The following is a 23,824-nucleotide window of genomic DNA, read 5'->3' as shown; positions in this document are numbered from 1 at the left end:
GTCGTCGACTCAACCGCCGATCAACTCGAGGGTGATGCGCCTCGCCCGCAGGTCGCGGTCGCGCATCACGGTGAGTTCGGTCCGGATCTGCGCCGTAAAGACCGTCGTCATGGGGTTCGGTCGACCGGAGAGCCAGAGCATCGACAGGGCCGTCCGCGCCCAGTCCTCGGCGATCGTGACGAAGCGGACGCCGGGGATCGGGATGTACGACGAGAGGTAGGGCATGAGCGAGACGCCGAGGCCGCAGGCGACCGTGCTCAGCATCGAGAGGTCGTTGACCGCGTGGATGGGGATGCGGGGGTTGAACCCGGCGCGGACGCACGACATGACGATGCGGTCGTAGGCCTGGGGTGCGTCCTCGCGGTTGAACATGATGAAGTCGTCCTCGGCCAGTTCGCCGAGCGGCACCGAGGTCTCGCCTGCCAGGCGGTGGGTGTCGGGCAGAGCCACGACCAGCGGCTCGAGAGCCAGCTGCTCGACCTCGAACCGGTCGTCGATCGACCGGACGCGCGTGAACCCCAGGTCGACCGACCCGCGGACGAGGTCGGACAGGATCGCCTGCTCCTCGCTCTCCTCGACCAGCACCCGGGCACCCGGGTGCGACGCGGAGAACGCCCGCACCACGGTCGGCAGCAGGCCGGCGAGCACCGAGCTGATGCTGCCCACCCGCAGCGGTTGGACGTCGGCCACGACCGAATCGAGCAGCGACTCGGTCTGCTCGATCTGGTGCAGGATGCGCTTGCCTTCGCGCTTCAGCAGTTCGCCCGCGGGGGTCAGTCGGGGGGCCGTCCGCGCCTGCCGCTCGAACAACCGCGTGCCGAGCTTCGCCTCGAGTCGTGAGATGGCCTGGCTGAGCGGCGGCTGGCTCATCTGCAACCGCGCGGCGGCCTTCGTGAACGACAGGTCGTCGGCGACCGCCATGAAGTAGGTGAGCTCTCGGATCTCCATGACGGGCCTCTCGTCGGTCGCGCCTCATATGCAGCGCGTATCAGATCATCCCTTTTTGATATTTGAGGGCGCAAGTGCCGACGCAATAGACAGGGGCCATGAACGACGCCACCACCGCCTCCTCGGTACCAGGACCCACCGACCCGTCCCTCGACGCCGACGTCATCGTCGTCGGGCTCGGCGCCTGGGGGGCACAGGCGCTCTGGCGCCTCGCCGAGCGGGGACGGCGCGTGATCGGCGTCGAGCGCTTCGGCATCGGCCACCCGATGGGCTCGACCCACGGCGCGACCCGGCTGTTCCGCATCGCCTGCATGGAGCACCCGGGGCTGGCCCCGATCGCGACCCGCGCCCGCGACCTCTGGTACGACCTCGGCGAGCGCACCGGTCAGACCCTCCTGCGTCAGACCGGCGGCGTCATGGTCGGCCCCCGCGACGGCCACGTCGTCGCCGGCACCCTGCGTGCCGTCCACGAGGCCGGGCTCGAGTCGACGGTCTTCGAGCACGACGAACTCGTCGCGCGGTTCCCGCAGTACGCCGGCTTCGGCCCCGACGACATCGGCGTGTGGGACCCCGCCGCCGGCATCAGCTACCCCGAGAAGGGCGTGCGGGCCGCCGTCGAGGTGGCCCGGTCGCTCGGCGCGACCGTGCTGACCGACACCCGGGTGACGGCAATCGACCCCGTCGACGGGGGAGTCGAGGTCACGGCCGGGGGACGCGTGCTGCGGGCCGCCCGCGTGGTCGTGACGCTCGGCGCCTGGACCCCGCAGTTCGTCGACCATCCCCTCGTCGCCCGCCGCACCCCGCTCTTCTGGTTCGAGGGCACGACCCCCGAGGCGACGGCACCCGGCGGCGACTTCGACCTCGCGGCCTTCCCGGTGTTCATCCGCCAGCTGCCCGACGGCACCACCCTCTGGGGCCACGGCGCCGACCGCGGCGACGGTGACGGCTACGCCGTCAAGATCGGCCTCGAGGACTCGGGCGGTGCCTTCGAGGACGCCGAGGCCGACACCGTGGACCGGTACATCCACCCCGCGGCGGACTACGGCATGCTCTCGGCAGCCGTGGCCCGGGCCTTCCCGGGGCTCGACCCGACCCCCGCCAAGGCGATCGCCTGCATGGTGACGAACTCGCCCGACCGGCAGTTCGTCATCGGACACCCCGGCGGCGACCCCCGCGTCGTGGTCGCCGGAGGCGACAGCGGCCACGGCTTCAAGCACGCCCCCGCGATCGGGGAGCTGCTCGCGCAGCTGGCCGTCGACGAGGAACCGTTCACCGACATCGACTTCATGAGCCCCGACCGCGGCTACGACGGCACGTCCTGGCTCGACGAGGACGACCACACGGCCGCGGCCGCCACCGACACGGTCGACCGCCTGGCCGTGCCGTCCTGATCCACCCGACCCGCGCCTCCCGAACCCACCCCGCACTCCCCTCGCACCGCACCGCCTCGCACCGCCCCGACAGGAGAGAACCATGACCAGACGAACGACCACCCGCCTCACGGCCGCCCTCGCCGCGGTCGCCTCCCTCGGCCTCGCCCTGACCGCCTGCTCGTCGGACGGCTCCGAAGCCGACGCCTCGAACGAGCTGGGCACCGTCTCGGCCGGCACGTTGCGGATCGGCACGACCGGCGACACCAAGCCCTACGCCTACACCGAGGACGGCGAGCTGCAGGGCTTCGACGTCGAGATGGCGAAGGAGGTCGCGAAGCGCCTCGGGCTGAAGACCGAGTTCGTCACGCAGGAGTTCTCGGCCCTGCTGCCCGCCGTCGCCAACGGGCAACTCGACATGGCGGCCGCGTCCATCAGCGACACCGAAGAACGCGAGAAGACGGTCGACTTCAGCGACCACTACTTCATCGGGTACATCTCGGTCCTGGCCGCCGACGGCTCGGGCATCACCGACGACGAGTCCTCGCTCGACGGCAAGCGCCTCGGCATCGTCCAGGGCACGATCCAGGACAGCTACGCGCAGGAGAACTTCACCGGTGCCGAGCTCGTGCGCTTCCCCGACAACAACAGCGCCGTCGCCGCGCTGGGCTCGGGCACGATCGACGCGCACTTCCTCGACTTCCCCGTGGCCGAGGAGTACGCGGCGGCGTCGAACGGCTCGCAGACCATCGCGATCAACGTCGCCGTGCCCGAGTTCCCGGTGGGCTTCCCGATCGCGAAGGGCAACGACGCACTGAAGACGGCCGTGGACGGTGCTGTCGCCGACATCGTCGCCGACGGCACCTGGCTCGAGATCGACCAGGAGTTCTTCCCGGACCAGCCCGTGCCCGACGAGTTCCAGCCGAGCGAGTGAGCAGGGGGCGACCGTGAACTTCTCCGACGCGCTGGCCAACATCGGCCGCAGCTTCTTCGACGGCGAGGCGATGCTGCGCACGCTGCCCGACATGCTCGCCTACGGGGTGTGGAACACGCTGCTGCTGGCCCTCTGCGCCACGGCGATCGGCATCGTGGTCGGGCTGCTGCTCGCGGTGATGGGCACGAGCCGCCATCGCCTGCCGCGCGTGCTCAGCCGCATCTACACCGACGTGTTCCGCGGCCTCCCGGCCATCCTCACGATCCTGCTCATCGGCACGGGCCTGTCACCGCTGTTCAACCTGTTCACGCGGGGGAACCCGTACCCGCTGGGCATCCTCGCGCTCAGCCTGATCGCCAGCGCCTACATCGGCGAGATCTTCCGGGCCGGCATCCTCGCCGTCGACCGTGGTCAGCTCGAGGCGTCCCGGGCGCTCGGCATGAGCCACGGCGACTCGATGCGGCTCGTCGTGATCCCGCAGGGCATCCGCCAGGTGCTCCCGTCGCTGGTGAACCAGTTCATCGCGATCGTCAAGGACTCGTCGCTCGTGTACTTCCTCGGCCTGATCACGTCGCAGCGCGAGCTGTTCCGCATCGGGCAGGACGCGGCCATCACCAACGGCAACCTCTCGCCGCTCGTGCTGGCGGGCGTGTTCTACCTGATCATCACGGTGCCGTTGACGCACCTGGTCAACGTCATCGACCGTCGGCTGCGCGAGGGCCGCTCGTTCGGGCGGCGCCCGTCGGGCACGGTCCCACCGGCCTCCCCGCCGACGTCGGCGGGAGCGGTCGCGACGGTCGCCCCCACCACCTCGGCCGCAGCCGCCCCCACCGCCGAACCCCTCGCCCCCGCCACGTCTGGAGCCCCTCGATGACCGCCCTCACCGCGCCTCCTGCCGTGCCCGCGGTCCAGACCGCCGGCGACCTCGAGATCCGGGGCCTGACCAAGGACTTCGGCGCCACCCGGGTGCTGCACGGCATCGACCTCGTGGTGCCCGCCGGCACGACGACCTGCATCATCGGCCCCTCGGGGTCGGGCAAGTCGACGGTGTTGCGCTGCATCAACCGCCTCGAGGAGCCCTCGGGCGGCGAGGTGCTGCTCGACGGGACGGACGTGCTGCACGGCTCCGAGGACGCGCTGCGTCGTCGGGTCGGCATGGTGTTCCAGCACTTCAACCTGTTCCCGCACCGGACGGTGCTCGACAACATCGTGCTGCCGCTGCGCCGGGTCCGTCGGGTGTCGGCGGCCGAGGCCCGACGGGTCGCGCTCGAGCGCCTCACCGAGGTCGGGCTCGCCGAGAAGGCCGACGTACGGCCCGCGTCCCTCTCGGGAGGCCAGAAGCAGCGCGTCGCCATCGCCCGGGCCCTGGCGCTCGGCCCCGAGGTCATGCTCTTCGACGAGGCCACCTCGGCCCTCGACCCCGAGCTGGTCAAGGGCGTGCTCGCCCTGATGAAGGGGCTGGCCGGTGCGGGCATGACGATGGTCGTGGTCACCCACGAGATGGGCTTCGCCCGCGAGGCCGCCGACCAGGTCGTCTTCATGGACCGCGGCGTCGTCGTCGAGGCCGGGCCGCCGGCCCAGCTCTTCGACCACCCGCGCACCGACCGGCTGAAGACCTTCCTCGACCAGGTGCTCTGACCCGCAGGACCCGAGGAGGCGCGGTGCCGGCGTGACCGGCACAGCGCCTCCTGCAGTCTCCGCACTTTTCCCGCACCCCCCGTTCGCGTACTGGACAGGGGGGTCTTGTTTCGTCGTGGAGGCGGGCGTAGCGTCCGGATCGGGTGGCAAAGACGCCACCGGAGACGAGAAGATCATGCACAGACGGATGAGGACTCTGATCGCGGCGGGGGTCGCCGCGAGCGTCGTGGGGGCGGTGGTGCCCGCGCTCGCCGCGCAGTCGGCACCGACCGTGACCACCAGCGACCGGCCGGACTTCGGCCCGAACGTGACCGTGTACGACCCGAGCGTGCCGGCCTCGACGATCCAGGCCGACATCGACACGGCCTTCGACGCGCAGCTGCGCAACCCGACGGCGCAGTTCGGCGGCCAGCGCCACGCCTTCCTGTTCGAGCCCGGCACCTACGGCCGGGTCTTCGCGAACCTGGGCTTCTACACGGCGCTGCAGGGGCTCGGCAAGGACCCCGACGACGTCACGATCCGGGGCGCGGTCAACGTCGACTCCGGGTGGAACGCCGGCGACGAGAAGAACGCCACGCAGAACTTCTGGCGGTCGGTCGAGAACCTCGCCGTCGAGCCGGAGTCGGGCGTCGACCGCTGGGCCGTGTCGCAGGCGGCACCCATGCGTCGCGTCCACATCAGGGGCGACCTGACGATGGGGCCGTCGAACCAGGACGGCGGACAGGGCTACTCGTCGGGCGGCTACATCGCCGACAGCAAGGTCGACGGCACCGTCAGCTCGGGGTCACAGCAGCAGTGGTATACGCGCGACTCGACCCTCGGTTCGTGGCAGGGCGGCAACTGGAACATGACCTTCTCGGGTGTGCAGGGCGCGCCCGCGAACGACTTCTCGAAGAGCTACACGACCCTCGCCACGACCCCGGTCACGCGCGAGAAGCCGTACCTCTACCTCGACGACGCGGGGGACTACCACGTGTTCGTCCCCGCGCTGCAGCGGGACTCGGCCGGGGTCACCTGGCCGGGCACCCCCGGCACCGACCTGCCGATGCGCGACTTCTTCGTCGCGCACCCGGGCGACTCGGCCGCGACGATCAACGGTGCCCTGGCGCAGGGCCTGAACCTGTTCTTCACGCCGGGCACCTACCCGCTCGACCAGGCGATCGAGGTCACGCGGGCCGACACCGTCGTCACGGGCATCGGGTTCCCGACGCTCGTCCCGACCAGCGGCGACGCGGTGCTGACCACGGCCGACGTCGCCGGGGTGAACGTCTCGGGGCTCGTCGTCGACGCCGGCACGCAGAACAGCGCCCAGCTGATGCGACTCGGCACGACGGGCTCGCACGTCGACCACGCGGCGAACCCGCAGAGCGTGCAGGACGTGTACTTCCGCGTCGGCTCGAGCATCCAGGGCAACGCGACCACCACGCTGCAGGTGAACTCGGACGACACGATCATCGACCACATCTGGGCCTGGCGTGCCGACCACGGCGGCGCCCCCACGGGCTGGACGGTCAACCGCGGCGCGACCGGCGTCGAGGTGAACGGCGACGACGTCCTGGCCACCGGCCTGTTCGTCGAGCACTACCAGCAGTACCAGGTGGTGTGGAACGGCGAGCGCGGCCGCACGGTGTTCTTCCAGAACGAGCTGCCGTACGACGTGCCCGACAACGCCTCGTGGCAGAGCCCGACCGGCGAGGGCTGGGCGGCGTACAAGGTCGCCGACGGCGTGACCAACCACGAGATCTGGGGTGGCGGCGTGTACTCGTTCTTCAACGCGAACCCGCAGGTGCGCCTGGCGCAGGCCTTCGAGGTGCCCCGGGTGCCGGGCGTGAAGGCCCACGGCGTCTTCACCGTCTCGCTCGGTGACGTCGGCACGATCTCGAGCGTCATCAACGGCGTCGGCGACTCGGTGCCGACGCCCGTGGGAAACACCGTCCCGAGCCGGGTCGTGACGTACCCGTGACCGGACGCCCTGACGACACGAACCGACGCACGGACACGAACCGACGCACGGACACGAACCGACGCACGACGACGAGCGGAGACATGATGAGGACCGACCAGCACCTGACGACACGCACCCTGACCCGTCGCACCCTGACGCGTCGCACCCTGACCGGCGTCGGTCTGGCCGCCGCCGCGGCGCTCGCCGCGACCACGGTCGCGGCCGCGCCCGCCCCGGCCTCGGCCGAGACCTCCGCCCAGCAGGCGATCGTCTGGTCCCAGGAGTTCGACGGCGGCGCGGGCAGTGCCCCCGACCCCTCGGTCTGGAACCTCGAGACCGGTGGGGGCGGCTGGGGCAACGGCGAGTTGCAGAACTACACGAACTCGCGGTCGAACTCGGCCCTGGACGGCAACGGCAACCTCGTGATCACCGCGAAGCGCGAGGGCGACGGGTCGTACACCTCGGCCCGGCTGACCACGCAGAACAAGTACACGGCGCAGTACGGCCGGGTCGAGGCGCGCATCCAGATCCCGCGCGGCCAGGGCATCTGGCCGGCCTTCTGGATGCTCGGGGCCGACCTGCCCACGAACGCGTGGCCGAGCGCGGGCGAGATCGACATCATGGAGAACGTCGGCTTCGAGCCGCACCGCGTGCACGGCACCGTGCACGGCCCCGGCTACTCGGGCGGTGAGGGACTGACCAGCACGTGGCAGCACCCGCAGGGGTGGTCGATCGCCGACGACTTCCACACCGTCGCGGTCGACTGGGCACCCGGCTCGATCACCTGGTCGGTCGACGGGCAGGTCTACCACCAGGTCACGCCGGCCAGCACGGGCGGCGACCCGTGGGTCTTCGACAAGCCCTTCTTCATCATCCTCAACGTCGCGGTCGGAGGTGCCTGGCCCGGCTACCCCGACGGCAGCACCCCGCTGCCGCAGCAGATGAAGGTCGACTACGTGCGCGTCTACCAGTAGGCGACCACCCGAGGAGGCGCGGTGCGAGGAGGTCTCGCACCGCATCTCTTTCCGTCGCCATGGGGTCTCGGCGGCTCAGCGTGAGCCGGGGGCGCCGCCGCCACCGGGTGCGGCGCCGGCGGTGGGCGTCGTCCGCGTGTCGACGCGGACGGTCAGCGCCAGTGCGTAGCCCGACGTCGCGTCGCCCGTCACCGACGGCAGCTGGAGTGCCCCGCTGTCGTCGCTGAAGACGTTGTCGTCGGCGAGGCTGACCCGCCCGAGGTTGGCCGTCGAACCGTCGTAGTCCGAGAGCGCGTAGACCGTCCGGCACGCGGCCTCGGGCAGGGCGAGCTGGGACGTCGCGATCGCGTTCGTCGAATCGGTGATCGACCCCGCGTCGGGGTAGACCTCGAAGTGGACGTGCGGCCATCGCCCCGAGTAGCAGGCCGGGAAGACCGACGAGAAGGTCACCGTGCCGGAGGCGTCGGCGACCTGCACTCCGCGCAGGTAGGTCTCGCCCGTGATGCCGTCCGAGTACATCGAGTACCCGCCGGCCGCGTCGCAGTGCCAGACGTAGACGGCGACGTCGGCGAACGGCACGTCGCCGTTCGCCATGTCGAGCACCGTCATGCTCAGCGTGATCGGCACCCCGGCCGCGGTGGTGCCACCGTCGAGGCTCGACCGGATGTCGCTGCGCACGATGCCCGACCGCTCGAGCACGTCGGCTCCGTTCGAGCCGTCGCCCGGGTAGGGCCCGGCGGTCTCGTCGGGGATCTCGCCCGCCGGCAGCGCGGTGGCCGCGCCCGCGCTCGGGCTCGCCGACGCCGTGGCGGTCGAGGAGGCGCCGGTCCCGCCCGCCCCCGTGGCCGACGTGCAGGCGGCGAGCACGACGCTGCCCGCCCCGAGCCCGATCAGGCTCAGCACGCTGCGGCGCGAGACGAGCGTCCGCAGGTCGAAGGCGACGCCCTGGTCGACGACCTCGTCGTCGACGCGGTCGAGCAGTCGTCCCTCGTAGGCAGGGCCCTCGGGCGTGCGGTCGGGTTCGGGGATGCGGGTCGGGCGGGGGTCGCTCATGGTCACGCTCTCGGCTCGGGGCTGCTCGCCTCGGATGGGATCACCGTCATCCTGGAGCCCGTCCCGATGCGCCGGCCCTGCGCCTCCGATGAAGCGCCCATGAAGGAGGCGCGGTGCGAAGGGGTCTCGCACCGCGCCTCCTTGCGTCGGCCGCACCTGCGGCCCGCCCGGGCACGAGAGAGGGGCACGGCCGCGGAAGAGTCCGTAGCCGTGCCCCAGATGCCGATGTTGTCGCATGAGCTTCACGGGCAGGGATGCAAGCAACACCGGCCAATGAAGACGCAAGAAAACGCCTTCGACCCGTGTGACGCTACGCCTCCGTCGGCGATCGTGTTCCCAGCTCGACGCGGGTCAGCTCGACGACGGCCGTGCTGACCTCCACGACGCTCACGGCGTCGGCACCCCCGACGAGACGACGACGATCACGGCGATGATCGACCCGAGCACGGTCAGCCCGAGGTAGAGCCAGAGCGGCGCGGCGCTGCCACCGACCCGGCGGCGCGCGACGACGCTGCGGCCGATCAGGTAGACGAGCGGGCCGAGCAGGGCCCACGCCCAGGAGAAGGGTCGCTCCAGCCCGCGGGAGCGCAGCGTGCGGTGGTCGAGCCAGGCGAGCAACACGATGCCGATCCAGAGCACGAACGAGGCGATCTGCACGACGCCCAGGTCACCGGCGTCGACGCCGGTCCGGCCCGGGACGGCCAGTTCGAGGGCGCGACGCATGGTCACGACCACGAGGCCCATCGCGATGATCGGCGAGAGGGCGATCGCAGTGACGAACGGTGTCGCCGTGAGGGCGATCCGTGGTTCGACCGGGGTCGCCCCCGCGCCGGTGTCGCCCTGGCCGAGGCCTCGGTGCTCGGTCACGATGTCCCCCTCGTTCCCGGAGGGGAGTGCCCCGTCCGTCGTCCGCCCGGACGTCTGCGTGCCGGACCTGCTCTCGACCCTACGACACCGACCGGTACGACCGACTCCCGCTGTGGACGGAGTGGGGGCCAGCGGGGGATAACCCCCGCGCGGGTCCGTGGGTGCACGTGATGTTCCGGTACCGGGCCCCGCGGCGAGGATCGTAGACATGAACGACACGACCTCCGCGACCATCGCGACCCGCGCCTCCTCGTCCCCCACCACCCGCCGCCGCGGCGCCCTCGCGGCCGGTCTCGGCGTCGCGGCGCTCGCCGTCGTCACGCTCACGGGGTGCTCGGGGGCCGTCGACGCGGCGAAGAGCGCACTTGGTGCGGAGCAGGTGCAGCAGCGCCACTTCGACACCGCCGCCGACGCCCCGAGCACGGCCGACTCGACCGACGTCGCCTGGTTCCTGCCGGCCTGGGTGCCGGCCGACGCGCGCGACGTCGACGTGCGCCTCGACACGCAGGAGCCCGGCTACGAACTCTCGTTCACCTCCGAGACCGGCCCCGACCTCGCCGCCTGCGTCCCCGTCGACGGCGACCTCGGCGGCCCGGCCCTCGACCCCGCGACGCTGCCCGAGCCGTTGCCGACCTCGGGGCTCGTCAGCTGTGGTGACGGCCGCGTCGTCGCCGAGGTCGACGGGCGTTGGGCCAGCTGGACCACCGTCGACGCGGTGCCCGGCGACGACGTCAACTCGACGCTGCGCCACTGACCTCACCACGCCCCCATCCGCTCCCGCGTCCCGCCCCCGCCTCACGAACAGGAAGACCACCATGTCCCGTCCCGACCAGCCCCAGGGCGTCCCGTCCGCCCGTCCCGCCGACCCGACCCGAGGAGGCGCGGTCCCCGTCGCCCGCGTCCGGAACGTCACGAAGTCCTTCGGCCAGGGCGACGGCCGCGTCGACGCGCTGCGCGACGTCTCGCTCGACCTGCCGACCGGCCGGTTCACGGCCGTCATGGGCCCGAGTGGCTCGGGCAAATCGACCCTGATGCACATCACCGCCGGCCTCGACTCGGCCACCTCGGGCCGGGTGCTGCTCGGCGACACCGACATCACCGGCCTCGACGACACCGAGCTGACGCTGCTGCGTCGTCGCCGCATCGGCTTCGTCTTCCAGGCGTTCAACCTCGTGCCCACCCTCGACGTGTCGGCCAACATCGAGTTGCCGTTCCGTCTCGACGGGCGTCGGGCCACGGCCGACGAGCGCGCCTGGATCGACTGGCTCGTCGCCACGCTCGGCCTCGGTGCCCGGCTGACCCACCGGCCCCACCAGCTGTCGGGCGGGCAGCAGCAGCGCGTCGCGATCGCCCGTGCCCTGGCGACCCGGCCCGACCTGATCTTCGCCGACGAGCCCACCGGCAACCTCGACTCGAAGGCCGGCCGCGACGTGCTCGACGTGCTGCGCACCGCGTCGACGGACCACGGCCAGAGCATCGCGATGGTCACCCACGACCCGGTCGCGGCGAGCTACGCCGACCGCGTGGTGTTCCTCGCCGACGGCCGCATCGTGCACGAGATCGACCGCAGCAGCGCGGCCGAGATCTCGGGCGTCATGCTCGACCTGGAGCGTGTCGCGTGAGCGCCCGCGACCAGCTGCTCGAGCACCGTCCGAGCATCCTCGTGGCCGCTCTCGGCACGACCTTCGGCGTCGGCCTGCTCGGCGTCACCCACGTGCTCGAGCAGATCGTCGCCTCCGACGCCGCAGTCGCCGCGAGCGGCACGGTCTCGACGATGCTCGGCTTCGTCGCCGCGGTCTTCGTCGGCCTCGCGCTCTACGTCGGGGCGATCGTCACGGCCAACACCTTCGCCACCGTGGTCGCCGGCCGGACGCCGACGATCGCCCTGATGCGCCTGCTCGGCTCGTCCGCACGGGACCAGCGTCGGGCCGTCGCCCGCGAGGGTCTCGTGGTCGGGGTCGCCGGGGCCGTGCTCGGGACGCTCGTGGGGCTCGCCCTCGTCGTCGTCGCCGTGCGGGTGCTCGTCGGTCGCGGACAGTTGCCCGACCTCGCCTACTCGTACTTCTCGGTGGGCGGTCTCGTCCCGGCCGTCGCCGTCGTGCTGACCACGGTCGCCGCGGCCTGGGTCGGCTCCCGTCGCGTGCTGCAGGTGACGCCGCTGCAGGCGACCGACGCCGCGCAGGACGCCCCCGTCGCGGGCCGGAGCCGTCGCCTCGTCCGGACGGTCGTCGCCGCCCTCCTCGTCGTCGGCGGTGGTCTGCTGCTCGTCGCCGGGGTCGTGGTCGGGCTGGTCGACGCGATGGGCGTGCTGATCGCGTTCTTCGGTGGCGTGCTGTCGTTCACCGGGGTCGTCGTCGGCGCCCACGCGCTCATGCCCGCCGTGCTGAGCGCCGTCGGCCGGACCTTCGGCACGAGCCAGGTGGCCCGCCTCGCCGCCGAGAACGCGGTGCGTCAGCCCGAGCGCAGCACGCGCGCCACGATCGGCATCGTGATCGGCGTGACCCTGGTCACGACCCTGTCGGTCGCGCTCGAGACGCTGCGCAGCTTCATCTACTCGATCGAACAGGACCCGTCGTACGCCGCCGAGCTCGACCAGGTGTTCACCACGACGCTGCTGATCGTCGCCGCCCTCGTCGGCTTCTCGGCCGTGATCGCCGCCGTCGGCATGGTCAACGACATGTCGCTGAGCGTCATGCAACGGAGGCGCGAGCTGGGTCTGCTGCGCGCGATCGGCTCGACCGCGGGTCAGGTGCGCCGCATGATCCTGCTCGAGGCGACGCAGATGGCGCTGACGGCGATCGTCGTCGGGGTCGTGCTCGGCGTCGTCTACGGCTGGGCCGGAGCCCAGGCGCTGCTCGGTTCGGCGAACCAGGGCCTGCTGATCGCGCCGACGCTGCCCGTCCCGTTGCTGCTCGGCCTGGCCGTGACGGCCGCCGTGCTGGCCGGGGTCGCCGCCCTCGTCCCGGCCCGCCGTGCCATGTCGGTCACCCCGGTCGAGGCGCTCGCCGCGCGCTGACCGGTGCGGCGGCGCCGGGTGCGCCGCTCGCCGGCGGCCTGATGAACCCCGTTCACGACGATGAACCCCGAAAGATCGGGGTTCATCGTCGCAAACGGGGTTCATCGGCCGACCAGGGGGCATCCGCGGGTCCACCGCCGACCAGGGGAACCGGTCAGGCGTCGGTGGCGGGAGGCGCCGGACGGGGATGCCGGATCGTCGCCACCGTGCCGATGACGCAGACCACCGCCAGGGCGGTCAGCCCGATCAGGACCAGGGCGCCGACGACGGACGTGCCTCCGTCCTGCACCACCCGGACCAGGGCCTGGACCGCGCCGACGAGCCAGAAGACCGCTCCGATGCCCCAGCCGACGGAGGACCCTCGAAACGTCGGCCGCTGCAGTCGGAGCCGACCTCTCGGCTGTTCCGTGTCCTCGTCCATGCTCGCTCCCTCGACGTCATCGGCACTTTCACCGTACGTCGAGTGCCGAGAGGGATCAAGGAGGTGCGGCGACGGTCGAGTGTGCCGTCACGGTCTGGTGCGACGGCCAGGTCCGGCCGAGGGCGGACCGCTCCCGCGCCTCCTCACTCGTTCTCGTCCCGCGCCTTCGAGAAGAGCTCCTTCGTGCGGAGCAGCCGCAGGGAGGTGACGAGGACGAGCCCGCCGAGGATGTTGAAGAGCAGCGTGTAGCCGAACCACCCCGCCCACTGGGCGTAGCTGACGTCGCTGCCCGCCTGGATGGCCCCGAAGATGAGGAGCGAGTCGAGGATCGAGTGGAACAGCTGCAAGCCGGCCAGGAGGAACGCCCCGGCGACGGCAGCCGCGATCTTCGCAGGGTCGGAGGTGGTTCCGTGCTGCATGCGGGTCATCAGCGTGATCGTGCTGCCACCCAGGACGGCCAGGATCACGGTCTGCAGGGAGAACGGAGCGTCCACGAAGTGGTGGGCCGACTCGTCGAGGGTCGTGTGCCATTCGGGGAAGGCCTGGACGACGAGCCACATGAAGATCCATCCGCCGGCCAGGTTGGCGACCAACGTGGCACCCCAGAGCTTGAGGAGTTGCAGGAACGTGCCCTCCTTCGCCGCGAGTGCGGCGATCGGCAGGAGGAAGTTCTCGGTGAAGAGCTCCGAGTGCGCCAGGAGCAGGGCGAGGAACCCGATGCTGAACGCCAGGCCCGCCAGGAGGTGGCTGCCCGTCTCGGTCAGGACGGCGAGCATCGCCATGATGCCCAGGCCGACCTCGAGGCCTCCGAAGAAGCCCGTGATGAGCGTGGTGCGGAGGGTGCGGTGCAGTCGCTCGGCGCCTTCTTCCACGGTCGCGTCGAACGATTCGTCGAGTTCGTCCTCGAGGGGTTCGTCCGACTCGCCCAGTTCTCGCCGACGTCGTTCGCTCATCGCTCGTTCCTTTCGCGGGAACGAGTCTCGTCCTCGGGGTGAACAGTAGAGACGAAGCGGACTCCGTGTGACGCAGCTCCTCGATCACCCGGGTCAGGAGGGGCGGGCGGCGAGGCGCGACGTCCTGTCAGGTCAGCGCCCGGTCGAGGCGCCGCAGCCACTCCTGGAACTGCGCCGGGCCGTCGAAGTGGACCCCGGGCACACGGAGGACCTCGGGTGCGGTGTCGGCGGCGTCCACGACCAGAGGGTGGCCACCGGTGCTCGAGGCCACCGCGAACGCCGGGAGATCGCCACGGTCGTCACCCGCGTAGGCCACGACGCCCAGTACGTTCGATCGGATGATCCGCTCCAGCGCCGTGCCCTTGTCCTCCTCCAACGGCATCCGTAGCTCTTCGACGCACTTGCCGGGCTCCCGTCGGAGGCCGTGCGTCCTCACGGCGGATTCGATCAGCGGCGCGATCATCTCCTCTGCGGCCCGCTGATCGGGTGCGCGCCTCCAATGGACCGCCACGGCGAGGGACTTGTCCTCCACGTAGATGCCGTGGACGTCGTCCAACCGACGGTGGAGTTCGTTCGTGGCCGCGGTCACGGCCTCCCGCCATGTCCGGGCCTCGGGCAGGACCTCGACGCCCTGGGGTGTCCACCGTTCGAGGCCGTACGAACCGTACAGATCGACACCCGGGACCGTGGCGCGCTCGGCGAGGAAGTCCGCAGGCCGCCCCGAGAGCAGTGCCACCGTCCTGAGTCGTCCGGCCAGGCCCTCGAGGAGATCCGTCGTGCCCGGCAGGAGTTCGCTGAGGGTCGGATCGTCGGTGATGGGGGAGAGCACGCCGTCGAAATCCATGACCAGGCCCGCGGCGCCGCTCGAGGCCAACGCCTGGATGACATCCGGATTAGAACTCATGACACGACCTTAAGTCCGGCCGTGGCGTCGTGCTCGGGGACGTCGACGCTGCCGCAACGCCCACCGCGCCCGTGAGTATCAAAGGGTTCGGCTTAAGTCCAGATCTTTCGGGCATTTCGAGCGCAGGCGCAGGCTGGGCATGTCTTGAGGGTGGTTCAGGTCCTCAAGGCGTGCGCTGGCACCGGTCGGGTCCGGTGCGGGCTGCCGGCGGCAGGGTCCCGTTCGGGTCGGGACCCTGTCGCCTTTCCTCGTCGGCGGTCTAGTGTCAGGTCTCGAGGAGAGCCGAGCGGACGCATCACCGATGTGGTCTCGTCACCACGTGTGGCGTCGCGAAGACGGCCGGCGCAGTGCGCAGTGAGATCCGCACACCACCACAGCCCAGACCCTGCTGTCAGCACCGTCGGGCGTTCTCCGTCTCGGAGCAGCCATGGGATACATCGTCTACGACGGCGACGTCCTCGAGTTCAAGGTCGAGGACCGCCTCCTCGCCCACCTCCAGATCGTCATCGTGAACAAGTTCCGCCAGAACGAGTCGTTCATGTTCTCGTGGAAGGAACCGATCGAGACCGGCGACGGCCGGTCGACCGTCTGGCTCTCGCCCCAGATCAGCCTCCGGTTCAAGTTCGCCGGCAGCCGCACGGTCGAGATCAACCCCACCTGGCTCGCGGCGCTCTACGCGAGTGCGTCGTCAGGCCGGGGCCTCTACCCCGAAGCAGAGCCCGATCACGATCCGGCGACCCACCTGCCCGGTGTGACCGGCACGCACGTCGACTGGGCCACCGACCGTCCTGAGCCGTCGAGGACGAGGGCGGCGAGACCGCCGAGTCGCGCCTAGCCCGCGGGGCTCGACGTCTGGCCTAGCCCGCGGGGCTCCACGTCCGGAGGGTGCGTGCAGGGACCGGCGCGACGCCGGTCACCAGGCGGTCGGGTCTCCGACTCCGCTCGCGACGAAGATGCAGAACGGGTGCCCTTCCGGATCGGCGAAGACGTAGAGGGCCTCGTCGGGGTCGGCGCTCTGGTCGTCGACGACCGTCGCGCCGAGCGAGACGGCCAGGGACCGCTGGCGCTCGAGCGCGTCGGCGTCCGCCACCATGAAGTCGAGGTGGAGTTGCTGGCGCACCGGCCCGTCGGGCCAGGTCACCCGGGGCAGCTCGGGGACTCGCTGGAAGGCGAGGCGGACGCCCTCGGGGGTGCGGAACGTCACCCACTCGGCCCGATCATCCGAACCGTCCGTGGGTGGCTCGTCCCCGGGGCGGTAGATGCCACCGACCAGCGCGAAGTAGAAGGACGCGAGACCGCGGGCGTCCTCGGCGTCGAGCACGGTCTGGCGCAGCTGGAGGTCCACGGGGGCAGGCTACGCCTCGATCGGAGCGCTGGCGACCGCCTACCGCGCACGCTATGGTCCGGGCATGACACAACGTGCCGGCCTGGTCTCCCGCCTCGTCCTGGGTGGCGGTCTGGCGGCGTCCGTCGTGGGCGTCGTCGTGTTCGCCGTCGCGTCGGCGCGACCCGTGTCCTTCGGGTGGTTCGCGTACGCCCCCTTGTCGGACACGACCTTCACCACTGACGGCGTGCACGTGTTCTCGACCGCGAGTCTCGTGGGCGCGGTCGTCCTCGTCGTCGGCCTGCTCGTCCTGGCGGCATGGCTCGGCTACCGACGAGGTGCGCGCCGCCGGGGCTGACCCGGCGTCGTGGGGGTCGCTCGTCGGGCGGAACGCTGCTAGCTTCCCGGCATGACCTGGCCCGCCGTCCACATCTCGCGCGCGTTCGACCACGACGTCGCCGCCGTCTCGAGCGTCGCCGGCGACCCGGAGAACCTCCCCGCGTGGGCGGCCGGTCTGAGTGCCGGCATCCGTCACGAAGGGGGGCGGTGGCTCACGGACTCACCCATGGGGGTCGTCGAGGTCGCGTTCACCGGGCCGGTGGAGCTCGGCATCCTCGATCACGACGTGACCCTGCCGGACGGGACGGTCGTGAGCAACCCCTTCCGCGTCGTGGCCAACGACCAGGGGAGCGAGGCCGTCTTCACCCTCTTCCGCCGGGACGGGATGTCGGAAGCGGACGTCGAGTCCGATGCCCGCCTCGTGCGTGGTGACCTCGACCGGCTGGCGACGCTGCTCGACGAGCGTCTCCCGCGCTCCCGGTAGCGGACCGGTCGACGGGCGCTCGGCTCAGGGGCGTCCCGCGACGAGCAGGAGCCCGCGTCAGGCGTGCCAGCCCCGGCGCTGTGCGCGGACGGCCAGCACGACGCCGACCACGGGGAACACGAGGTAGGCGACCAGGACGACGAGGTGGGTGCCGCCGAGACCCGCCGAGGCCATCACCGTCGAGGCCGCGAGGGCGAGGAGGACCACACCCACTGTGGCGAGCCACGAGGCCGCCTTCTCCCGTCGGCTCCAGGCTCTTGCCTGGCTGACGAAGAGGAGGCCGGCGATCGCACCGACGATCGGCACCAGGAACGAGCCGACGATCAGGACGACGACCGCGACGATCGAGAACGTCCGACCGGGAGGAGGCGCGTCCGGGCTGGTGAGAGGAGCCTCGCCGACGGTCTCGGCGCGCGCCCCGGCGGCGATGAAGGCCGGGTCGCCGAGTTGCCGGATGCGCGCGGCTGCGGCCTCGGCGTCGAGACCCTCAAGCTCCTCCCGGATGCCGGTGACGATGTCCCGGTGCAGGTCTGCCGGGAGTTGGTCGAGCTCGGTGTCGAGCTGCGCGAGGTAGGCGGTGGTGATCTCGGGTGTGGTGTCAGTCACGGGTGTCTTCTCCGATGAGTCGGTGTACCGAGGCGGTGAACGGAGCCCACTGGAGGCGGAAGGCGCCGAGCTGGTCGCGCCCGAGGGGTGTGAGCCGGTAGTACTTGCGGACGGGCCCCGTCGCGGACGGCTGGTCGAAGGCGGTGGCCAGGCCTTGGGCCCGGAGGCGACCGAGGATGGGGTAGAGCGTCCCGATGCTCGCGACGAGACCCGCCTCGACGAGCTGCTCGGAGAGCTGCCAGCCGTACATGGGCTCACGGTCGAGCAGTCCGAGGATGCAGTACTCGACGACCCCCTTGCGCAGTTGCGCCCCCACGTCCGCTGTCATGCGTCACAAGCTACCTTGCGGTGCAAGACAGGTCAAGGGCTCGCGGGACCGCTCAGGGCGTGGGCGTCTCGGCCACCGCCAGGTGGAGGGCCAGTTCCATGCAGCGCAGGCGGGCGGGGGAGAAGTCGTAGGGCATGCTCCGGATGACGTCCGCTGCGCTCCTGGCGCGGGAGCCCGCCGCCGTCTCGGGCGCCGGGGCCGCCTCGGCACCCTCGGTGGGGTGTCGATCGTCCCAGGCGTCGAAGATCGCGTCGTCCTCGTCCCGCTGGCCCGACTCCTCGATCAGGCCCAGCAGCCTGATGTCGAAGGCGTGCCGTTCGGCCGCCACCCGTGCCACCCGGGGGTCGTCGACGGCGACCGAGTCGTCGAGCGCCTCCTCGGCGGCGTCGACGCGGTCGGACTCGGCACGCAGCTCGGGGTGCAGGGCCAGCACGAGGAATCGGCTCGCCTGGAGGACGGCACCCAGCGGGCCGAAGATGCGCTCGGTGACCAGCAGCGAGTCGAGGTCGTCCTGCCGCAGCGAGCCCTCGGGCGCGGCCTCGAGCCGGGTGGAGACGATCTCGTCGAGAAGCCCCAGGCGGCTGCCGAGCATCCGCATGCGCCGGACCGACTCCCTCTTCCGGCGTAGCTCGTCCTCCTGCGCGGCGAGGGTGTCCTCCAGTCGGGCGAGGACGCCGGCGACCTCGTCCGTGGTCTCGGTCACGCCGGTGTCCGCGCCCGGCGCGGCCCCGGTGAAGGCGTCACGGATGTCGTCGAGGGCGATCCCGGCGTCGGCCATCCGGCGGATCCACAGCAGCCGGATGATCTCCGCGTAGCCGTACCGCCGTCGGCCGTCGGTGCCCCGCTCGCGCTCGGGGAGCAGGCCCATCTGGTGGTAGTGGCGGATCGCCCGGGGAGTCAAGCCGACGAACGCCGCGGCGTCGCCGATCAGGACCTGACGGGGCGGAACCGGGATGGCATGCATGGCGGGCCTTTCGACGCGGGACGACACGGGACGTGCTTCGAGCAGACCACATGACGCTGCGGCACCTGCAACCCGGGCGGTCCCGGAACGCCCGCCGACGGAGGCGCGGGGTCAGTCCCCGGCGCGATGGTCGTCGCGACGGAGGCCGACGATGCCGACGACGATCGCCGCGATGCCCACGGGGATGCCCAGGTAGGCCAACGTCCCCGCGCGACCGCCGTCCGGCACCGAGCCGAACGCGCCGGACAGGGCGAGCGCCGAGAACAGGCAGGCGACGACTCCGAACCCGATGAGCGCCCATCCTTCGGTCGATCCGCCGCGCCTCATGAACATGCCCGTCTCCGTTCCGTCGCGGTGGACTCCTCGGCACGAGTCTGCCCGTCCACGTCCCCCCGGGGCCGACGCGTCACCCGGGGAACTCGTCGGCGAGCATCGCGAAGACGAGGGTGTCGGTCCATTCGCCCTTGCTCCAGAAGTCCTGCCGGTGGTGCGCCTCCTGCCGCATGCCGACCCGGGCCGCGAGTCGGGCGGAGGCCGTGTTGCGGCCGTCCATCTGCGCGGTCACGCGATGGACGTCGTCCCGGGCGAACGCGAGCCGTAGCGCGGCCGCGACCGCCTCGCCCGCGAAGCCCCGGCCTCCGTGGTCGGGATCGAGCGTCCATCCGACCTCGAGCGTGCGGGGTTCGGACTCGGTGCGCCACAGCGCCACCGTGCCGATGAGCCGGCCCTCCCGTTGGACGACGAGGGCGAGTGCTCCGACGGGCTCGGCGAGGTCCGTCCGACCCAGGCGCCGATCGAGCTGTGCCCGTCCGGACTCGATCGTCCAGGGCTCCTCCAGGAGGTACCGCGAGACGTCCGGTCGTGAGTGGATCGCGAGGAGTCGCTCCAGATCGTCCTCGCGATGCAGGCGGAGGGTCAGCCGGGGGGTCGACGCCAGGGTGTCCTTGTCCATGACGTCGATCCTCGTGCATCGCCCGGCCGCCGGCGAATGGCTGCGGTCCGCACGATCACGGTTGACAGATCATCGATGTGAGTGTTCACTCAGTCACATGACCTCAGGCACCTCGACACGATCGACGGCGGAAGCGCAGCGTGCGCTCATCACGACCGCCGCCGTGCACGTCTTCGCCCGCAAGGGCCTCCACGCGACCCCGGTCGCCGACGTCGCCGCCGCGGCCGGGGTCTCGCCGGCCTACGTCTTCCGACTCTTCGACGGCAAGGAGGGGCTCTTCGTCGCGGCCGTCCGGCACACCTACGCCCTCGTCGAGGCGACCATGCGCGAGGCCGGGGCGGCGGCCGCGTCGACGACGCCGGAAGGCGTCCTCGACGCGATGACCGAGGCCTACGTCCAGTTGATCGCCGACCGCGACCTCATCCTGATGCAGTCGCACGCACAGGCGGCGACGGACGTGGCCGCGGTCCGTCGGGCCGTCCACGACGGACTCGGTGCCGTCGTCGAGGCCGTCACCGAGGGATCCGGTGCCGCCCCCGACGCCGTGCAGCGGTTCATCGCCTACGGGCAGCTCTGCCACCTCGTCGTCCAGGCGGACCTCGCCCGCGTGCCGCAGTCCTGGGCCTCGACCCTCACCGCCGGCATCCGCCACCGCGACTGAGCCGGGCGGCGCGCACGCTCGTCCTTCTGCATCCCCGCAGTTGTGACTGACTGAACACTAACAAAGAGGAACACCATGAACGCGATCACCTCGCTCCCCACCACGACGACGCGGATCGTCCTTCCCGGCCTCGTCGAACCCGACGGACCCGTGGTCGACCTCGCCGCCCCCGTCGGGACGCCCGGCGCCGGCGAACTCCTCGTGGCCGTCGAGGCCACGGGGATCTCGTACGCCGAACAGGCGATGCGTCGCGGGCGGTACTTCGCCCAGCCGGCCTTCCCCTTCACCCCCGGTTACGACCTCGTCGGCACCGTGCTGGCGGCGGGCACCGACGCGGACCGCGGCCTCGTGGGCCGACGCGTGGCGACGTTGACGAAGACCGGCGCCTGGACCGGACACGCGATCGTCGCCGTCCGGGACAGCATCGTGGTCCCCGACGGACTCGCCGCCGACCTCGCCGAGGCGGTCACCGTCAACGGCGTGACCGCGTGGCAGATGCTCCACCGAGCCGCCCGCGTGCAGGCCGGGGACACGATCCTCGTGTTCGGGGCGAACGGAGGCGTGGGCGGGCTCCTGATCCAGATGGCCCAGCACGCCGGCGTCCACGTCATCGCGGCGGCGTCCCCGCGCCACCACGAGTCCCTTCGGGCGCGAGGGGTCGTCCCCGTCGACTACGCCGACCCGGACCTCGCTTCGGCCGTGCGCCGGTCGGCTCCCGCCGGGGGCCTGGCGGCGGTCTTCGACAACGTCGGTGGGGAGACGGCGCGGACCTCGTGGTCCCTGCTCGGCAGCGGTGGCACCCTGGTGTCGTACGCGATCATCGCCGCCGTCAGCGGCACCGGGAGCCTCTGGCCGCCGTTCCTGCGGCACCTGGGCCGCATCCTGACCTGGAACGCCCTCCCGAACGGCAGGCGCGCCACCTTCTACGACCTCTGGGCAGGCCACGGCACCCGCGGGAAGGCGTACCGGGAACGCCTCGACGAGGACCTCACCCACGTCCTGGAACTCGTCCGGGACGGCGTCCTCACGGCGAACGTCGCGGCGCGGTTCCCGCTCACCGACGTCGCGAGCGCGCTCGAACTCGCCGAGTCCCGGACCCTCGACGGCAAGGTCGTCCTCCTTCCCTGACGACGGCCTGCCGACCGTCCCGGGCACCGTCGGACCGGCCCGGGCACGGCTGCTGCGAGCCCGGGGCGATCCGCCGTCTACATTGGGCCAGGCCCCCACGGAAGGAACCACCATGAGCATGGAAGGCGCGGCCTGGAGCTCGCTCTACAAGATCTCGTCCGCACGGGACGGCGGGCACGGCATCTCGCGCGCGTCCGTCCGGCGGATCATGACGTTCGCGGTGCCCTACCGGTCGAAGCTCGTCGTCTTCATCGCCCTGTCCGTGGTGGGGGCCGTCCTCGCGGTCGCGACGCCCGTGCTGGCCGGCCGGGTGGTCGACGTCATCGTCGCGCGGGGCGAACTCGCGTCCATCGTGCGGCTCGCCGTCCTCATCGCCGTCGTGGCACTGGCCGACGCCGGCGTCTCGCTCGTGACGCGCTGGTTCTCGGCCCGGATCGGCGAGGGCGTGATCCTCGACCTCCGCACCGCCGTCTTCGACCACGTGCAGAAGATGCCGATCGCGTTCTTCACCCGCACCCGGACGGGCGCCCTCGTGAGCCGCCTCAACAACGACGTGATCGGCGCCCAACAGGCCTTCAGCGGCACCCTGTCGGGCGTCGTCACGAACGTCGTGGCGCTGGTCCTCACGCTGATCGTGATGCTCAGCACGTCCTGGCTCGTGACGGTCCTCGCCGTGGTCATGCTGCCGATCTTCCTGGTCCCCGCGCGGCGCATGGGCAGCCGTCTGGCCGCGCTGCGCCGCGAGGCCGCCGACCACAACTCCGCGATGAGCACGCAGATGACCGAGCGCTTCTCCGCGCCCGGGGCCACCCTCGTCAAGCTGTTCGGCCGTCCCGACGAGGAGGCGGAGGAGTTCCGCGTCCGTGCCGCCCGGGTCCGCGACATCGGGGTCCGGACCGCGCTGCTGCAGTTCGTCTTCGTCACCGCGCTGACGCTCGTATCCGCCCTCGCCCTCGCGCTCGTGTACGGACTGGGCGGCGCCCTCGCGCTCGCCGGCCAGCTCGACACCGGGGAGGTCGTCACCCTGGCCCTCCTCCTCACGCGCCTGTACGTGCCGCTGACCGGCCTCGCGAACGCGCGGGTCGAGATCATGAGCGCGGTGGTGAGCTTCGAGCGCGTCTTCGAGGTGTTGGACCTCGAACCGCTGATCCAGGAGAAGCCCACCGCCGCCTCCGTCCCCGAGGGCCCTGTGAGCGTGGAGTTCGACGACGTCCGCTTTGCGTACCCGTCCGCCGACAAGGTGTCCCTCGCCTCCCTCGAGGAGGTCTCCACCCTCGACACCCGCGGTGGCGAGGAGGTGCTGCACGGCGTGTCCTTCCGGATCGAGCCCGGGCAGACCGTCGCGCTCGTGGGCACGTCGGGTGCCGGGAAGTCCACGATCGCGCAGCTGATGTCGCGTCTGTACGACGTCGACGGCGGCGCCGTGCGCCTCGCGGGGACGGACGTCCGTGACGTGACCTTCGCCTCGATGCGCCACACGCTGGGCATGGTGACCCAGGACGGCCACCTGTTCCACGAGACGATCCTCAGCAACCTGCGCCTCGCGAGGCCGGAGGCGACCGACGACGAGGTGTGGGACGCCGTCCGCCGCGCGCGGCTCGAGTCCCTCATCCGGTCGCTGCCGGACCAGCTCGACACGATGGTGGGGGAGCGCGGCTACCGGCTCTCGGGAGGCGAGCGTCAGCGGATGACCATCGCGCGCCTCCTGCTGGCGCAGCCCCGCGTCGTCATCCTCGACGAGGCGACCGCGGCTCTCGACTCGACGTCCGAGGCCGCCGTGCAGGCGGCCCTCAGCGAGGCGCTCGAGGGGCGGACCGCCCTCGTCATCGCGCACCGCCTGTCCACCATCCGCAGCGCGGACCAGATCCTCGTGGTCGAGGACGGCTCGATCGTGGAGCGCGGCACCCACGAGGAACTGCTGGCCGCGGCCGGCCGCTACGAAGAACTGCACCGCACGCAGTTCGCCATGCAGAAGGACGTCGCCGCGGACGAGCAGGCGCCGAGCGCGCCGTAGC

At 71.5% G+C, this 23,824-nt stretch carries 27 protein-coding genes; 15 read left to right on the top strand and 12 right to left on the bottom strand.

All coding sequences use genetic code 11. The annotated features are described in order from the left end of the window. Window positions 1-9: 9 nt before the first annotated feature. On the bottom strand, window positions 10-948 hold the full coding sequence (locus HQQ78_RS06795; protein ID WP_173151761.1) for a LysR family transcriptional regulator: 939 nt from the start codon (window positions 946-948) through the stop codon (window positions 10-12). Between the two features lie 98 nt (window positions 949-1,046). Here HQQ78_RS06795 and solA point away from each other — a divergent pair, with 98 nt between their 5' ends. The 6 genes from solA (at window position 1,047) to HQQ78_RS06765 (ending at window position 7,809) form a co-directional block, all read left to right on the top strand. Then, complete coding sequence (solA, locus tag HQQ78_RS06790) at window positions 1,047-2,339, top strand: N-methyl-L-tryptophan oxidase (protein ID WP_123570725.1); 1,293 nt, start codon at window positions 1,047-1,049, stop codon at window positions 2,337-2,339. 82 nt (window positions 2,340-2,421) lie between these two features. Beyond that, the gene (locus HQQ78_RS06785) at window positions 2,422-3,252 is read left to right on the top strand and encodes an ABC transporter substrate-binding protein (protein ID WP_173151759.1); all 831 of its coding nucleotides are present in this window, start codon (window positions 2,422-2,424) and stop codon (window positions 3,250-3,252) included. A gap of 70 nt (window positions 3,253-3,322) precedes the next feature. Then, complete coding sequence (locus tag HQQ78_RS06780) at window positions 3,323-4,126, top strand: amino acid ABC transporter permease (RefSeq protein WP_082059848.1); 804 nt, start codon at window positions 3,323-3,325, stop codon at window positions 4,124-4,126. Further along, complete coding sequence (locus HQQ78_RS06775) at window positions 4,123-4,890, top strand: amino acid ABC transporter ATP-binding protein (RefSeq protein WP_173151757.1); 768 nt, start codon at window positions 4,123-4,125, stop codon at window positions 4,888-4,890. Before HQQ78_RS06780 ends, HQQ78_RS06775 begins: the two co-directional genes overlap by 4 nt. Window positions 4,891-5,077: 187 nt before the next feature. Then, window positions 5,078-6,853, top strand: coding sequence for a hypothetical protein (locus HQQ78_RS06770; RefSeq protein WP_173151755.1), 1,776 nt, complete (start codon window positions 5,078-5,080; stop codon window positions 6,851-6,853). A gap of 83 nt (window positions 6,854-6,936) precedes the next feature. Next, on the top strand, window positions 6,937-7,809 hold the full coding sequence (locus tag HQQ78_RS06765) for a family 16 glycosylhydrolase (RefSeq protein ID WP_254065008.1): 873 nt from the start codon (window positions 6,937-6,939) through the stop codon (window positions 7,807-7,809). 75 nt (window positions 7,810-7,884) lie between these two features. On the opposite strand, the gene HQQ78_RS06760 is transcribed toward HQQ78_RS06765, so the two are convergent. Both HQQ78_RS06760 and HQQ78_RS06755 read right to left on the bottom strand, forming a co-directional pair. Further along, window positions 7,885-8,862, bottom strand: a complete 978-nt coding sequence (locus tag HQQ78_RS06760; protein WP_173151753.1) for an intradiol ring-cleavage dioxygenase — start codon at window positions 8,860-8,862, stop codon at window positions 7,885-7,887. A 387-nt stretch (window positions 8,863-9,249) separates the two neighbouring features. Continuing rightward, window positions 9,250-9,729: a hypothetical protein gene (locus HQQ78_RS06755; RefSeq protein ID WP_173151751.1), complete on the bottom strand. Its 480-nt coding sequence runs from the start codon at window positions 9,727-9,729 to the stop codon at window positions 9,250-9,252. A 208-nt stretch (window positions 9,730-9,937) separates the two neighbouring features. On the opposite strand from HQQ78_RS06755, the gene HQQ78_RS06750 reads away from it, so the two are divergent. From HQQ78_RS06750 to HQQ78_RS06740, 3 genes are all read left to right on the top strand, one after another. Next, window positions 9,938-10,483 carry a hypothetical protein gene (locus HQQ78_RS06750; RefSeq protein ID WP_173151749.1) on the top strand — a complete coding sequence of 182 codons (546 nt, stop codon included), beginning with the start codon at window positions 9,938-9,940 and terminating at the stop codon, window positions 10,481-10,483. Window positions 10,484-10,544: 61 nt separating this feature from the next. After that, on the top strand, window positions 10,545-11,351 hold the full coding sequence (locus tag HQQ78_RS06745; protein WP_173151747.1) for an ABC transporter ATP-binding protein: 807 nt from the start codon (window positions 10,545-10,547) through the stop codon (window positions 11,349-11,351). Further along, complete coding sequence (locus HQQ78_RS06740; protein WP_173151745.1) at window positions 11,348-12,745, top strand: ABC transporter permease; 1,398 nt, start codon at window positions 11,348-11,350, stop codon at window positions 12,743-12,745. Before HQQ78_RS06745 ends, HQQ78_RS06740 begins: the two co-directional genes overlap by 4 nt. A gap of 154 nt (window positions 12,746-12,899) precedes the next feature. Here HQQ78_RS06740 and HQQ78_RS06735 read toward each other — a convergent pair whose 3' ends face one another. From HQQ78_RS06735 to otsB, 3 genes are all read right to left on the bottom strand, one after another. Then, window positions 12,900-13,166: a hypothetical protein gene (locus tag HQQ78_RS06735; RefSeq protein WP_173151743.1), complete on the bottom strand. Its 267-nt coding sequence runs from the start codon at window positions 13,164-13,166 to the stop codon at window positions 12,900-12,902. A gap of 143 nt (window positions 13,167-13,309) precedes the next feature. Further along, a complete protein-coding gene (locus HQQ78_RS06730; RefSeq protein ID WP_123570715.1) occupies window positions 13,310-14,119 on the bottom strand; it encodes a formate/nitrite transporter family protein in 810 nt (269 codons plus the stop codon). A 127-nt stretch (window positions 14,120-14,246) separates the two neighbouring features. Further along, window positions 14,247-15,023, bottom strand: coding sequence for a trehalose-phosphatase (gene otsB / locus HQQ78_RS06725; protein WP_173151742.1), 777 nt, complete (start codon window positions 15,021-15,023; stop codon window positions 14,247-14,249). Between the two features lie 427 nt (window positions 15,024-15,450). Here otsB and HQQ78_RS06720 point away from each other — a divergent pair, with 427 nt between their 5' ends. Beyond that, window positions 15,451-15,858, top strand: a complete 408-nt coding sequence (locus tag HQQ78_RS06720) for an ATP-dependent DNA ligase (protein WP_192124281.1) — start codon at window positions 15,451-15,453, stop codon at window positions 15,856-15,858. Window positions 15,859-15,936: 78 nt separating this feature from the next. Here the strand turns inward: HQQ78_RS06720 and HQQ78_RS06715 are convergent, their stop codons facing one another. After that, a complete protein-coding gene (locus HQQ78_RS06715) occupies window positions 15,937-16,368 on the bottom strand; it encodes a VOC family protein (protein ID WP_173151739.1) in 432 nt (143 codons plus the stop codon). A gap of 64 nt (window positions 16,369-16,432) precedes the next feature. Here HQQ78_RS06715 and HQQ78_RS06710 point away from each other — a divergent pair, with 64 nt between their 5' ends. Both HQQ78_RS06710 and HQQ78_RS06705 read left to right on the top strand, forming a co-directional pair. Further along, the gene (locus HQQ78_RS06710; protein ID WP_173151737.1) at window positions 16,433-16,705 is read left to right on the top strand and encodes a hypothetical protein; all 273 of its coding nucleotides are present in this window, start codon (window positions 16,433-16,435) and stop codon (window positions 16,703-16,705) included. 51 nt (window positions 16,706-16,756) lie between these two features. Beyond that, a complete protein-coding gene (locus tag HQQ78_RS06705) occupies window positions 16,757-17,170 on the top strand; it encodes an SRPBCC family protein (RefSeq protein WP_173151735.1) in 414 nt (137 codons plus the stop codon). A 57-nt stretch (window positions 17,171-17,227) separates the two neighbouring features. Here HQQ78_RS06705 and HQQ78_RS06700 read toward each other — a convergent pair whose 3' ends face one another. From HQQ78_RS06700 to HQQ78_RS06680, 5 genes are all read right to left on the bottom strand, one after another. Next, a complete protein-coding gene (locus tag HQQ78_RS06700; protein ID WP_173151733.1) occupies window positions 17,228-17,776 on the bottom strand; it encodes a hypothetical protein in 549 nt (182 codons plus the stop codon). Further along, window positions 17,769-18,104 (bottom strand): PadR family transcriptional regulator, encoded by a 336-nt coding sequence (locus tag HQQ78_RS06695; RefSeq protein WP_056047026.1) that lies wholly within the window; start codon window positions 18,102-18,104, stop codon window positions 17,769-17,771. Before HQQ78_RS06695 ends, HQQ78_RS06700 begins: the two co-directional genes overlap by 8 nt. A gap of 52 nt (window positions 18,105-18,156) precedes the next feature. After that, a complete protein-coding gene (locus HQQ78_RS06690; RefSeq protein ID WP_173151731.1) occupies window positions 18,157-19,068 on the bottom strand; it encodes a MerR family transcriptional regulator in 912 nt (303 codons plus the stop codon). 111 nt (window positions 19,069-19,179) lie between these two features. After that, window positions 19,180-19,401, bottom strand: coding sequence for a hypothetical protein (locus HQQ78_RS06685; protein ID WP_056047020.1), 222 nt, complete (start codon window positions 19,399-19,401; stop codon window positions 19,180-19,182). A 73-nt stretch (window positions 19,402-19,474) separates the two neighbouring features. After that, window positions 19,475-20,020: a GNAT family N-acetyltransferase gene (locus HQQ78_RS06680; RefSeq protein WP_173151729.1), complete on the bottom strand. Its 546-nt coding sequence runs from the start codon at window positions 20,018-20,020 to the stop codon at window positions 19,475-19,477. A 97-nt stretch (window positions 20,021-20,117) separates the two neighbouring features. On the opposite strand from HQQ78_RS06680, the gene HQQ78_RS06675 reads away from it, so the two are divergent. The 3 genes from HQQ78_RS06675 to HQQ78_RS06665 all read left to right on the top strand — a co-directional run bounded on the left by HQQ78_RS06675 (window position 20,118) and on the right by HQQ78_RS06665 (window position 23,823). Continuing rightward, complete coding sequence (locus HQQ78_RS06675; RefSeq protein WP_173151727.1) at window positions 20,118-20,681, top strand: TetR/AcrR family transcriptional regulator; 564 nt, start codon at window positions 20,118-20,120, stop codon at window positions 20,679-20,681. A 75-nt stretch (window positions 20,682-20,756) separates the two neighbouring features. Then, window positions 20,757-21,809, top strand: coding sequence for a zinc-binding dehydrogenase (locus HQQ78_RS06670; RefSeq protein WP_173151725.1), 1,053 nt, complete (start codon window positions 20,757-20,759; stop codon window positions 21,807-21,809). 112 nt (window positions 21,810-21,921) lie between these two features. Further along, window positions 21,922-23,823, top strand: coding sequence for an ABC transporter ATP-binding protein (locus HQQ78_RS06665; RefSeq protein ID WP_173151723.1), 1,902 nt, complete (start codon window positions 21,922-21,924; stop codon window positions 23,821-23,823). The last annotated feature ends 1 nt before the right edge of the window (window position 23,824 follow it).

It is taken from the genome of Frigoribacterium sp. VKM Ac-2859 (assembly GCF_013204925.1).
Lineage (GTDB): Bacteria > Actinomycetota > Actinomycetes > Actinomycetales > Microbacteriaceae > Frigoribacterium.
Note: the sequence above shows the minus strand (reverse complement) of the source record. Positions and strands in the feature narration are given on the sequence as shown.